Genomic DNA, 12,887 nt, shown 5'->3' with positions numbered 1-12,887 from the left:
GCAGTTCTCCTCAATCGTGAGATTGTTCCTCGGTCCAACGTAGCGGTCGCCGACGACGTCTCGGTTGTACCAGTTACTTCCGCCGCTCATTCAATGGTTCGCCATGTCGTCGATCGGCGGGCGGTGTCGAACACGGCCTCGACCTGTTCCGGCGACAGAACGGCCGGCCGCTTCTTGAACCATTTGGGCAGGTCCCACTTGTCGAGCACGCGCACGTCGTCGGGCATCTGCTTGTAGGTCACCTCCGGGACGAGCGAGCCCGTGAGCACCACCACGCAGCCCACGACTGGAACCTCGAAGTCGAGCTGCGCGTCCAGGAGCTTCTTGGCCCGCCCGGCCTCGTGCCGAGAGTTCCGGAGGTAGGGGACAGGCTGGCCGTTCACGCGCATCTGGTACTTGGCTACCCAGATCTTCTTGCCGGCGTGCATCTTGCTGTTGACCGTGAAGACGCCGCCGGGCCCGATAGCGATGTGGTCGATATCCGAGTCACTTTTGCCGACCGGCACGCTGTGCAGCACGTGCCAGCCCTTGTCCCGGAGCTTGTCGAGCTTCGCCCCCACGTACTCCTCACCCTCGGCGCCTTTGCGCCACGCTCGCTCGTCGGTGTGATTGTCGAACACGTAGCGGTTGAGGGCAGCGAACACCTTGGAGCGGTCCTTTGAGGCGGTCCATTCGGCCTCGGCCAGCTTTCGCACGCCTTCACCCGGCCGATGCGCGGAGAGATCGGTCCACTCGGGTTCAGCTTCCTTCGGCGGGGCGGGCGCAACGGGCACGGCCACCGATTGCGCACCGTCTTCGGCGAATGCGGCAGCAGAGGCGGCTTGAACGGCTTGTACGTCCTCCTGCTTGCTTGCACCCATGAGGGGGAGATTGGGCGGAGTGATCTCGTTGTCCGCACACCACGCGAGCGCGGCGGCCTCGATCGCGTCACGGTCAGCGCCCTCGTCGAGCACATGCTCTCCGGACGCGAGGTCGAGGTACCCGACCTTGGTGCCGTCGGCGTCGGCGAAGTAGGCGCGGTCGTGCCCGTAGCGCTTCCAGCGCCGCACCTGGTAGATCGGCATGGCCTAACCGTAGGCGACTTCGAACACCGCATGGAAGCCTCATGTGACGAGTCCCGCTACTGTGACGGTGTCGAAAGGTTGCTCCATGTCGGACACGCCCGTTGAACTCACGCCCGCTGATCTCGCCGCCGAGTTGGGAGTGAGTCCACGCGAGGTGAGACGCTTTCTCAGGCGCGAGTTCGCCCGTCCCGAAGAGACGCACGACACTCCTTGGCAGGTCACTGCGGACGAGGCACGTGCGGTACGCGAGCGCTTCGCGCCCCTGGGGGCCGAGCGCAGTCAAGACCTCGGTGATGATGCGCGGTGGCGCGAATTCGCTGAGATTGCGCGAGATGTGCTTGAGGCGGGGCGCGTGGATATCGACCGCTACGAGCGCGAATACAAGGGAGTCGTCCGCGACCGCATGCGTGCAGCGCGGGATGCGGTCTCTGAGGGCCGCGACGGATGGGTCGCGGAACTCGCGGCGGCCTTGGATAGCGGCGAGAACCTGGTGTTTCACATCACTAGGGCCCGCTTCAGGGACTTACTCACCGAGCATCCGTCTTCCACACGCGCCCAGTTGCTCGAGCTTTGGGAGAGTGAGGGATCGCCCAAGGGCGTCGCGGCTTTCTCTGCGTTTGTTCGAGAAGCCAGACAGGATCTCGGCCCCGGCGATGCCGTTGCCCTCGCGTCGAACCTGTTGTTGGCCGTGGCAGACGTCGCACCGTTCCGCGCACGACCGGTTGCGCGCGCACTGCGGCTCGTCGGCGCAGAGCCCGCGCCTGCCGCGAACGTGGCCGCACGGTGGTCGCAGTTCATCGGCATGTTGACCAGGGCTGATATCGCACTCGAGGCGGCGGGCATTGAGCCTGACGACCGGATTCACACGCAGAGCATCGTCTGGACCCTGATCGAGTACGACGCGGCGGACATCGCGGACGGGCCGTTGGCGGACCGGGTGCGCCAGTGGCGCGGCGAAACTCAAGGACATGTGCGCGGCAACCGCATCAATGCTGTTGTGGAAGATGCCGCGTGGTCGATCCTCGAAGCGGGGCTGCGCATGGACGCGTCGCCTCTCACGGGAGGCGCTTCCGTGTGGACGGCTGAGGCTGCAATCGAGGTCGCGACTCGCATTTCGCAGCAACCACCGGGAGACCAGGCCCCCGGCTTCTACGAGCAGTTGAAGCTGCAGTTCGACGGCGCGTCGGTCGAGGCCGTGCAACTCCTTGCCGAGTTGCAGTTCGTCCGTCAGTTGGCGACGTCAAACGTTGGCCTTGCAGGGGCCCACAAGGCACTTGCGGTGTGCAATGGAATTGCCGCGACCGAGTGGGTACTCCCAGACGCGCTTGAGACGGCGTTCTCCGAGGAGGGCGTGTTTGGGGGCGGTGCGTACTTCAACCAGAGCCAGTGGCGTCATCTCATCTTTGCGGCACGGATGGTCGCCGAGTGGCGAGCTCTCGAGGTACCCGAGAGGGCGAAGTTGCTCAGCGACCCGTGGGAGTGGCTGGACTTCCTCGAAGGAGTCGAGGGGCCGACTGCCGCAGATTCACACATGCGAATGGTGCTCTGCTACGTCGCGTGGCCGAGCTACTTCCATCCGATCGTGTCGAGCGACCACATCAAGCGAATCCGGAAGGCATTCGCGCGCTTTCTCGGTGGGCAGCGGGGATCCCGGAATGTCGATATCCAGCGCGACCTGTTCGCGATTGACAGAGGCTTGCAGAGCGAAACCGGGACTGAGTATCTGAGCTTCTACGACTCTCCATTCCGAGAGCAGTGGCTCGAAGGAGAGAGCGAGAGTGGCAAGGGCGATGGGCCGAAGGTAGGTGTCAGCTTCGCGGATGTGGCGCATCGTGTTGCCGAAGACCTCCATATGACGCCCGCCCAGTTGGGCAGGATCGCGCGCGTGCTCGAGAGTCGTCGTCAAGTCGTGTTCTACGGCCCGCCCGGCACCGGCAAGACGTATGCGGCGCGCAAGCTGGCTCTGGCGATCGCCGGGTCGGAAGATGCGGTACGGCTGGTGCAGTTCCACCCGTCCTACTCCTACGAGGACTTCTTCGAGGGCTTTCGGCCGCGGGGTGGGGAGCATGACGGCGGCTTCTCTCTGCAGCGCGGACCTCTCCGGCTTCTCGCGGCTAGCGCTGCGGACAACCCTGATCAGCCGCACTTCCTCATCATCGATGAGATGAATCGGGGCAACCTCGCCAAGGTGTTCGGCGAGTTGTATTTCCTGCTTGAGTACCGGGGTGAGACTGCCTCACTGCTCTACAGTCCGAAGACCCAATTCAGCCTGCCTGACAATCTCCACATCATCGGCACGATGAACACCACCGACCGTTCGATCGGACTCGTTGATGCCGCAATCCGTCGTCGTTTTGCGTTCATGGAGTTCCACCCGGACACCGCGCCGGTCTCAGGCGTCCTGGATCGCTATCTCGCCGCCTCTGATGGCGACCCACGGCTTGCCACCTTGCTCGGGCGTCTGAACGCGCTTATTGAGGAACGTGATCTGCGCATCGGCCCCTCGTACTTCATGCGAGATGACGCGAGGACGGCCGAAGGGCTCCGCGACATCTGGGATTTCGACATCCTTCCACTCCTGTTTGAGCACTACTACGGGCACCGGAGCCCTGCGGCTATCCGTGAGGAGTTCTCGCTCGACCTGCTCCTGGGTACGTCGGGCGGGCAGGAGGCGTAGCCGATGCCGCAGACGGTCGTGCTCGACGAGTTGCGCGACGACGGGGCCACGGTGCGCTGCTCATCGGACGTGGCTGCTGCGCTCGACTCGACCGGGCTCGTCCGGGTAGAGCCACTCATAGGGGGCGATTACCGAGTTCTTCCGCGAGGCAAGGTCGGAGTGACTCGCATCGGTGATCTCCAAGTCGAGGTGCACCCGAAGGATAAGGTGCCGCTCGCATCGGTCCTCTTCTTGCTCGGGTATGCCGCTGACCCCTGGTTTCGAGACGAGAACGTTGAGATGGGACGTGACGACGATCTCTTCACTGCGATCGCCGAGGCGCTTGTCAGGCAGGTGAGTCGCGCTGTTCTGCGCGGGGTGCACCGCGGCTACGTCACGGTGGACGAGACTTCAAGAACCTTGCGCGGGCGCATTCGGATGGGGGACCAGGTGCGCCTGCACCACGGGCGATCGGTGCCGGCAGAGATCACATACGACGAGTACAGCGCCGACATCGCTGAGAATCGCATTCTCTTGAGCGCACTGCACCGGGTGCTGCACATCCCGCGGCTCGGTGATGAGACATATGCCAGAGCCTCCGCATTGACCGCCGTGTTCGAGGGGGTGAGCGAGATTGAAGTGCGGGGGCCACTACCGCCATACAAGCTGACGCGACTGACCGAGCGCTACCGTCCCGCGCTAACGCTTGCTGAGCTTGTGCTGAGGCATCAGTCGCTGAGGCTCGGTGATGCGTATGGTCTCGTCGGGGCGTCATTCGTGGCATCGATGGAGACCGTCTACGAGGACTTCGTCGGTGTGGCGTTGCAGGAGTCGTTGAGTCGCTATCGGGGTCGTACAACGCTGCAGTACGGAACCCGGCTGGACGAGCCGCAGATCGGTGTGCCTGCGGTAACGATGAACGTCGACGTCGTGCACGAAGTTGGTTTGAAGCCCGTGATCGTCGCGGATGCGAAGTACAAGGCCGAGTCGATGTCTGGACGGTTTCCGAATACCGACAAGTACCAGATGCTTGCCTACTGCACGGCGCTCGGGGTGGACCGCGCGTGGCTCGTCTACGCGGCCGGCGGAGCGCCAGTAGTGCGCAGGGTGCGCAATGTCAACGTCGAGATAGCCGACTGGTCGCTCGACTTGGCGATGTCGCCAATCGAGATCTTGGCGCAGGTGCAGGCACTGGCCGATGCGATGGCAGAGAGAGCGGGACTGGCTCGACAAATGGCTGCCACAACGCTGCAGACACGATGATGAGATCCCGAGATCCTTCGCGATCTGCTCGACGGGTCTGCCGCAGCTGTAGGTGACTCCTTCACCTGCCCCACAACCGGCTTCTGCGACTGTGAGGGGGTCGACTGAGGAGTCAACCACACCTGGGTCTGTCAAACCCGGGCAAGTCCAGACCGCACCAAATGGGGCCACAGCACCAGGCGCCTCGACCCGACACCACTAAGGTCGCAGTATGAGCGGGGAGCATATCGAGAGAATCGACACTGTACTTGTCGAGATCGAGCCGGGCACAGCACTGGTTTTCGGCACGCCTCCTCCGGGCCAACAGGTCGCTCCGTTCACGCTCCTGCCGGATTTTGATCGCAAGGACATTCAACGGCAGGTCGCGACGTCCATTGCCGCTGGAAGCGTCGCCGCTCAAGCGGCACAAGCGATGTCAGAGGCAAGTGGCCTTGTGCGGCTCGCGCCAGAGACGCTCGCTGCCATCAACTCAGGCGCACAACCCATTGCGAGCGGGGGCTACAACATTGGCGTCTTGGCCGGCGAAGGCGGGAAGTTCAGCTCGCAAGTCCTATGGGCTCCGGCATCCGCGGGGGGAACCGCCGCTGTTCTTGCGAGCGTAGGGCCGGCCGTCACACTTCTTGCTATCCAGGTCCAGCTCAATGAGATCTCGAAGATCTCCGAGCACACTCTGGCGCAGACGCAGCAAGTGCTGGGTACGTTGCGCGCCGAGCAGTGGGCCGAACTGAGCGGACTGGATCGCGCGGTCCAGCAGGCCGTCAGTGAAGCCATGCTCGTTGGCGCCGTGAGCACGGATATTTGGGACAACGTGCGAGCGCGTGAAGCGGACCTCGGCAAGCAACTTGACCTCTTCCAGAAGGCAACGGACTCGCATGTCCGGCAGCTTGGCCAGGCGCGTGACCACGCCAAGCGCCGCGACTACCTCATTGACAACGGAGAAGCGATACTTCAGGACGCACATGGGGCCGTCGTGGCACTCAACGCCTGGTTCAGGTACCAGGCGCTCCGTGCGAGTTGGGTGAGGTCCAGGATTCCTGAAGATCCCAGCAACGAAGTGCTCTTCGACAAGATCGTTCTTGACGCGAGGGTTGGACACAAGCGCTCGCTTGAGAACATCGGATTGCTTCTCGACGCGCTCGAGCGGGAGTTGTGGATCGCACACACGTTGCCGGGCAACAGGACTCTCCCCTTCTTGGGCAAGCGGAAATCGGCACGGGAAGCCGCAGAGATGGCCGCGGACCTTTCCGAAGCACTGCAGGCGATCGGCGCACCTGTCCGGTCGCCGAGAGATGACGTGGCGTTGCCGTCCACAGTCTGCTTTGGAGACGACGAAGCGCCGGACGCACTTGCCTCTGTTCTGCGCTGGCGCATGGAGCGAGACGAAACCGTCGAGGCTATTGCTCAGGGGCGCAATCGACTCCGGCGGCGAGAACTGATCGTGCTGACCTCTGAGCGATTGCTGAGTGCTCAACGTGCCGAGTTCGAGCGCCACGGCGTTTTTGATGTCGATGTCAAGGTGTCTGACATTCGCTACGTGAGACGCCGCGCCGACACGTCGGGCGCCCGTCTGGACGTGGTAACACGAGACCTAGACCGGTCTTGGGGTTTCGAGTCCACAGCTGCTGCCTCCGGAGAGTTTCTCAGTTTCGTTGCCTTGCTTCAGCGCCACATGAGGGTCCCCGATGCGGAGCGGGATGGTCTCCGAGAGCACCTGCCCCCTGCGCTCGAAGCGCACCAACTCGCAGACCGCTAGATGTGAAGCCTCAGGGGGTGGGCGACGGCAGGCCCTGAACCCATGTCCGCGGCACGGCCACTACCCGCGACGCGCATTCCGTATCGCCCACACGCGACGCCAGCGTCGCGATAGCGAGCCCTTCCGGAAGTGCTGCCGAGAACTTGAGCCCCCTCAATGCTTCCGGCCTGATTTCCGGGAGCGCCGCTTCTACATCCGCAGCGCGAAGCCGGTCGGCGAGAACCTCCGGAGTCGTTTCAGTACTAAGGCGGATGCGGAACGCGTGTGGTGACTGCACTGGGTCAGCGATGTCCCCGAGAGCCGCCGCGAGTGTGGCGTTCGCACCAGTTCCGGCCCAGGTCCACCACTCGACGTCACCCTTGCCGCTCTCGCGAAAAACCACCGAACCGGCCCCAGAGACCATTGGGGAGAACCTGTCGCGCGCCTCCGCCAGGGCATCGCTCGCGCGGCGAGAAATCGTCACACGCGGATCGCTTCCTAACAGCACCTCGCGCTGCGCCTGGCACAGCCGATACCCAAGCCCAAGGCCCGCGCTGAACCACTTGGACCGCCCCGCGATGTCGCTCGCCTCAACGAAGCAGCGCTTTCGTTTCCAGTCGATGTGGGTGACGCGCCACGACCGACCAGCCAACAAGACGATCCGAGGTCCGTCGACCTTGACGGTCAGCATAGAGGGGTCGACAGAGCCGAGTTCTTCGCGGCCGCGGACCACAGTGAACTCTGGCGAGGCAGTGAAGACCGCCACGAGATCCATGAAGTTGCGCCTGCCGAAACGCCTCTCGGCTTCGGGCCCGATGAACATCATGCCGCCGTCTAGTTCAAGGAATCCCTCATCGATAAGCCATGACACGATTTCCTCGGTGTCCATATGAGGTCCAAAGACCTCGAGGCCACCCCACCACTCGCGCCAGGTAGAGCGGCCAACACGATGCTCTTGAAGGCAGAGTGCAAGCACCTGTTGGGCCACAATGTGCCGAGGGTTTGGAGGCGCTGCAATGCGCTCCACGAAGCCTGACGACCACAAATGTAGGAGCCCCGCCGCTTGGAGCAAGGCGGTGGGGGTCGTCGCGAGAAACAGAGCATTGCGCGTGGCACCGTCGCGTCTCCCCGTACGTCCAATCCGCTGGAGAAACGACGCTACGGTTGAGGGAGAGTCGATCTGGATCATCCGATCAAGGTCGCCGACGTCGATGCCAAGTTCGAGCGTAGAGGTCGACACGATCACGCAGTCACGGGCCTCGGCAAATGCCTGCTCGGCACGATGGCGTTCGTCGCGGGACAGGGACGAGTGGGACACAAAGGTCGTGATGTCGCGTTGACGCAATGACCCAGCGAGTTCCTCGACCGCGCGGCGCGACTCGCAGAAGACCAGGCGCTTCTCGCCTCGGTGCAACTGAGCAATGACAGTCGCCGCATTGTCCAGCGATCCGACAAAGTCCAGGGTCACCTCACCAGGCGGCGGCGCGTCAGCGACTCCAGCACTCACGATGCCTGGCGCAATCACGGTGGCAGGTCTTTTTCCAGCATGGGACCCCTGGAGCCACGAAATGAGCTCGTCAGGGTTGCCAACCGTAGCCGACAAGCCCACTCGCTGAATCGGATGCCCGGCAAGGCGCTCAATCCGCTCTAGCACAGAGAGAAGGTGCCAGCCACGGTCGTCGCCTGCGAAGGCGTGCACTTCGTCGACAACAATCGCCTGGACCCCGGAGAAGAGCTCATGCGCGTCGACTTTGGTCGACACCAACATGGCCTCGAGCGACTCTGGCGTGGTGAGCAGAATGTCAGGCGGGTCTCGAAGAATGCGCTGCCGCTGACCCTGCGCTGTGTCACCGTGCCATAGTTGCGCCCGCCGGCCGAGCCAAGAGGTGTAGCCGTCCACGCGAGGCTCCAAGTTGTTGAGCAGCGCTCGGAGCGGGCAGACGTAGAGAATCGACAGGCCGGACCATCGTTCGGCCGATGCGCGGGTGAGCAGCGGGAACAGCGCCGCCTCGGTCTTCCCTCCAGCAGTTGGTGCGAGGAGAAGCGCATCGTCGCCCCTGCTCACCGGCGCGATTGCTTGCTCTTGCAGCGGTCGGAGCGACGGCCATCCCAACGTGTTAACGATGTGGTGCACGAGCACCGGGTCGAGTTCGTCGCTCACAGTTCGACGTCGTCGACCGACGATGCCGCATTGCGCTCGACATCGGTCATCTCCGAGCCCGAGACGGTGGGGGCGTAGTGCACACGGGGATCAAAGTCATCGAACTGTTCGACGCGGTCCAGCACGTCTGCGACCAGCTTCTTGAGAAACAGGCGCGGTGCGACACCCGCCCGGCCGCCCAATGAGCCGGTGACCGCGGCGGCGAGGTCACCGATGTACTGATCGTCGACGACGGACTTCAGCCGCTCTGATTGGGATCCGGACGCATACAGGTCGCGGACGGAGGTGCCCACCTCTTCGAGCATTGGCCGGGTGAAGCCGGGAAGCCTGATTTGCACAGCTCGGGGGTTGTCGAAGCGCGCGTCGGTCGTGAAGTCGGTGGCGATGCGTTGCGCGAGTGGGGGGAGCCGTTGCATCCCCTGCGTGCCATCGAAGAACGCCGGCGTGCCCGTGATCACAAGGTAGAGACCCGGGAATCGACCTCCATCTACTTCGTCGACGAGTTGACGCAGCGCATTGAGCGCCTTCTCGCGGACGTCCGTGCGGACGCGTTGGAGGGTCTCGACTTCATCGAGGACCAGCACGAGGCCCGGGTGACCCGAGTCGCGCAACACGGTGAGCAGCCCCTGGAGAAAGCCGAGCGCGCCAAAGTGGTCCAGGTCGCCCCGTACACCCGCGCTGCGGCGAATGCCGGACGCTACGTGGGGCTGGCCTGCCAGCCACGCCGCGAGGCCCTCGCTGGTGGAGACGTCGTCGTCTCCTTGCGCCGCGGCGTAGCCACGAAGGGCTGCCGCGAATGCGGGAGTGGTTTGGGAAACGGAGGCGAGCCGCTTCTCAATCATGGTGGCGACGTCGCCTTCTTGCTCGAGAGCGAAGATCCACGCGTCGACCACCGGTCGAAATGCCGACGGGGGGAACTGGAGCGTCTCCAGCGACTCGCACACGCGACGGTACACAGTCTCGAGGCGATGCAACGGCGTCTCAGTCTCGGAGATCTGAACCTCCGCAAAAGCGAGACCCTTCTGCTTGGCGCGCTCTCCGAGCCACCGGGCGAAGAACGTCTTGCCAGACCCGTATTCGCCCCGCACCGCCTTGAAGACCGCGCCCCCGGCGCGCACGGTCTCGAGCTCCGCATCGATCGTGCCTTCGAAGCGGTCGAGGCCGACAGCGAGCAGGTCAAGCCCTTGGTGAGGAACTGTTCCCCGCCGGAGTGCGTCGAGGACCTCCCTGCGCCGTCGCGGACTTGCTTGGCTCATGCCTTCACCTCGAACTGCTCGCGCAGGAGGTCCAGGTCCAGCACGATGTCGTCGTCGTCGCGGGAGATGACGGCGTACTGGTCGATGTTCAGGAGTCGCTGCACGTACGGCAGCGCCCCAGACACCCGGACCGTGGCGATGTTGAGCAGCGACGCTGCGGTCTGGATCGAGACCCGATGCGACGGTGCGTGGGCGAGCGCGCGTAGGAGGGTCAGGATGCGGGCCTCGTCGATCGGCAGTCGACCGGCACGGCTCAACTGGTCTCGATACACCGGCGACTGAGCAACGCGCGCCGCGAGGTCCCATGAAGGTGGCGTTTCCTGACGTTTGGGTGCTTGCTCAGCTCCGGTGTCGAAGAGGGTCGGCTGGTCGCCGCGTTCTTCCTTCTTACGCGCGGGCGGCGTTTCGCGGATTGCGGCAGTAGGGTCCGCCGCCACCTGGATCGACTCACGCCACCACAACGGCTCCTGCGGGGCGGCCTCGCGCCAGCGTCGCGGCGGGTCGACCGCGAGCACGTGGATCGGTATGACCACTTCCGCAGGCGCGGCGCCTCCGTGGTAGCCCGCTTTGAGCGAGCCGTACCGGAGCGATTCGTCGACCGCGAGCACAGCGTCACCGTCGTGCAGCAGCACTCGCGGCCCACGCACCCGCACCTCTTCGGCGGTCACTTCTGGTGGCAGACCACCGGGGCGCGACCGGTTGCTCGAAACGGTGCCCGCCTCGAGGACGTGACCCGCGCGCCGCTCGATGACGTGGCCGTGATCGGAGGTCAGCACCACAACACGCCCCGCGCGCTGGGCACTCTCAAGGAGTGGGCGCAGGTGCTGGACCGCGTCGGTGTCCCAATCGATGCCCGGATCGGTACGGTCGAGTGCGTCATCGATCGAGTTGAGCACGCACGCGACCACCTGATTCTGCGCAGTGTCGTCGATCGCTTGAGCAACGTCGCCAGGTAGCGACTCGCCGCCGCCGGACGATGCGAGGGATTTCTTGTGCAACAGCGTGCCAGTGAGGTTCTGGGCACGCAGGAGTTCGGCGAACCCGGAACGCTCCGCACTCTGGCCACCGGTGGCGAGGTGACCCGAGAGCATCGAGCACCGTGACACCTCGGTAAGCGAAGGCAGCACCGCCAGCGCGGTGGAGCGTCGCTCCTGATCGTCGGGCAGGCACTCGTGCCACAGTCCGGAGTCGAGCTGTAGAGAGTCGACGATCTCGGTTGCCACGGGCACGGACATCCCGTCTGCGACGACGAGAAGAACCGGTCGACCGCCACGGGCAAGGGGAGCGACGACTGTCGGGATGAGGTCCTCAATGCGCACGACGTCCGACGGGAGGGCCTCATCGAGAGCAGCGTGAGACGCGAGCAGCGCACCAAAGCGAGAGTCGGAGACCGCGCGACGGGCCTTCGTCGTTTCCACGACGGCGCGAAGCCCGGAGGCGAGTTCGGGAAGGCCGTCGACCCCGCGCCAGGCGTCCGCGTAGGCACGGTCGACCCATCCAAGCGCGTCTCGGTAGTCCCGTGTCGCGTCGGCAAGGTCCTGAAAATCAGGCGCCGGCTGTGCCAACCACCGCACAAGCCGTACGCCGGCGCGCGCGGTCCGAACTCGCTGGGTGGCGGCCGTGCCCGCGGCCGCGTGCTCTTCGACAGACGTGAACGCTTCTTCGATACTGACTGCGGCCTCAGACGGGATAGACACACCCCGTGGGTCCGCGAGCACGGCCTTGCGGGATCGCTCCGTGGCGAGTTGCAGAGCGCGGCCCAGGTGCTCGAGCCGGCGTTCGAGCGCACTCGGCAACAGAGTCGAGGCAGCGACGTCGTCGCCGAGGGATATGTCTGTGGCGAGTGCGTCGGCGTCCCGTAGCAGCCTCGACAGGTCGATGGCCGACTGCTTATCCCGGCGGTGAAGTCGCCGCAACGCTACGGACTCAGCGGCGCTAGCGAGTTCGTCGAGCCCAGCTTCGGAGACCTGCGTCCCACTCAGGTGCACGCGAGTCAGAAGTGCGCGGGGAACGTCGTTTCGACTCTCACGCACGGGGCGAGCCACGAGCCCCAAGGGGGCCAGACTTGAGGCGCGGTCGGATTCGAGAAGCGCGCTCACCGCGGGCCCCGCGGCACCACACCTGGCGGCGATCCACCGGAGCACCAGAGCCGTGAGCACCTCTCCCGCGCGTTCGCGCAGCGTTGCGATGTTGGCGACGGCGCGGGCATCCGCGCTCCAGTCCATGACATCTTCGAGGCTGAGTGACTGAGCGCCGCGCAGGGCCAGCACGCGCTCACATAGCGACCCGCAGACGTGGTCCAGCGTCAGCATCCCCGCCGGCGCGGGAGGTAGATCGAGTTCTTGTGCGACCGAGGCGAGGCCCAGCGCGAGATCGCGTGCGCGGGGGCCCGCGACCAGCCTGCGATCGAGGCGCGGTGCGCGGAACAGTGTGCGCACGGCGTCCCACGGATCGGGCGTACGGAGTCGCTGCCCGTTGAGATAGCGGGTCAACCCCACACCGAGGTCTGATTCGTCACAGTCCGTGAGGACGATCAGCCAGTCGTCGCTTGCCCGTTGCCGAATAGCCTGTCTCATTGCCAGTGGAGAGATGCACGGGCGCACATGCGCGATCACGCCGTGGTGGCTGAACGAGCCAGGACCGTCCCACTCCGGGAGCGCGCGCACGCCGAGGATACCGGATGAGACCGCGCCTGAACTTGAGGCGCGTTCCAGGAGCGAGCGCAGCACCGGGAGCGTGGAGCGCGCGGATCGCG

7 protein-coding genes are annotated in these 12,887 nt (G+C 64.8%); 3 read left to right on the top strand and 4 right to left on the bottom strand.

The genetic code is table 11. The features are described from left to right. Positions 1 to 86 precede the first annotated feature (86 nt). Positions 87 to 1,064 carry a nuclease-related domain-containing protein gene (locus QQX02_RS02100; RefSeq protein ID WP_301140909.1) on the bottom strand — a complete coding sequence of 326 codons (978 nt, stop codon included), beginning with the start codon at positions 1,062 to 1,064 and terminating at the stop codon, positions 87 to 89. Positions 1,065 to 1,149: 85 nt separating this feature from the next. Between QQX02_RS02100 and QQX02_RS02095 the strand changes: the two genes are divergently transcribed. The 3 genes from QQX02_RS02095 (at position 1,150) to QQX02_RS02085 (ending at position 6,736) form a co-directional block, all read left to right on the top strand. Continuing rightward, positions 1,150 to 3,741 carry an McrB family protein gene (locus QQX02_RS02095; RefSeq protein ID WP_301140908.1) on the top strand — a complete coding sequence of 864 codons (2,592 nt, stop codon included), beginning with the start codon at positions 1,150 to 1,152 and terminating at the stop codon, positions 3,739 to 3,741. 3 nt (positions 3,742 to 3,744) lie between these two features. Continuing rightward, positions 3,745 to 4,983 (top strand): McrC family protein, encoded by a 1,239-nt coding sequence (locus QQX02_RS02090; protein ID WP_301140907.1) that lies wholly within the window; start codon positions 3,745 to 3,747, stop codon positions 4,981 to 4,983. A 211-nt stretch (positions 4,984 to 5,194) separates the two neighbouring features. Next, positions 5,195 to 6,736 carry a hypothetical protein gene (locus tag QQX02_RS02085; protein ID WP_301140904.1) on the top strand — a complete coding sequence of 514 codons (1,542 nt, stop codon included), beginning with the start codon at positions 5,195 to 5,197 and terminating at the stop codon, positions 6,734 to 6,736. A gap of 10 nt (positions 6,737 to 6,746) precedes the next feature. On the opposite strand, the gene QQX02_RS02080 is transcribed toward QQX02_RS02085, so the two are convergent. From QQX02_RS02080 to pglZ, 3 genes are read right to left on the bottom strand one after another with little or no spacing between them, the layout of a single operon-like run. Then, entirely contained in the window at positions 6,747 to 8,876 is a 2,130-nt protein-coding gene (locus QQX02_RS02080) for a DEAD/DEAH box helicase (protein WP_301140903.1), read from the bottom strand. After that, complete coding sequence (gene brxD, locus QQX02_RS02075) at positions 8,873 to 10,132, bottom strand: BREX system ATP-binding protein BrxD (RefSeq protein WP_301140902.1); 1,260 nt, start codon at positions 10,130 to 10,132, stop codon at positions 8,873 to 8,875. Before brxD ends, QQX02_RS02080 begins: the two co-directional genes overlap by 4 nt. After that, positions 10,129 to 12,861, bottom strand: coding sequence for a BREX-2 system phosphatase PglZ (gene pglZ, locus QQX02_RS02070; RefSeq protein WP_301143629.1), 2,733 nt, complete (start codon positions 12,859 to 12,861; stop codon positions 10,129 to 10,131). Before pglZ ends, brxD begins: the two co-directional genes overlap by 4 nt. Between the last annotated feature and the right edge of the window lie 26 nt (positions 12,862 to 12,887).

Origin of the sequence: Demequina muriae (genome assembly GCF_030418295.1) — a bacterium.
GTDB classification, from domain to species: Bacteria; Actinomycetota; Actinomycetes; order Actinomycetales; family Demequinaceae; genus Demequina; species Demequina muriae.
The sequence above is the reverse complement of the archived record's forward strand: the minus strand, read 5'-3'. Positions and strand labels throughout refer to the sequence as shown.

Excerpts from the sequence above, each read along its gene's own strand:
- QQX02_RS02100 (WP_301140909.1), bottom strand. The coding sequence starts at position 1,064 with ATGCCGATCTACCAGGTGCGGCGCTGGAAGCGCTACGGGCACGACCGC.
- QQX02_RS02095 (WP_301140908.1), top strand. The coding sequence starts at position 1,150 with ATGTCGGACACGCCCGTTGAACTCACGCCCGCTGATCTCGCCGCCGAG.
- QQX02_RS02090 (WP_301140907.1), top strand. The coding sequence starts at position 3,745 with ATGCCGCAGACGGTCGTGCTCGACGAGTTGCGCGACGACGGGGCCACG.
- QQX02_RS02085 (WP_301140904.1), top strand. The coding sequence starts at position 5,195 with ATGAGCGGGGAGCATATCGAGAGAATCGACACTGTACTTGTCGAGATC.
- brxD (WP_301140902.1), bottom strand. The coding sequence starts at position 10,132 with ATGAGCCAAGCAAGTCCGCGACGGCGCAGGGAGGTCCTCGACGCACTC.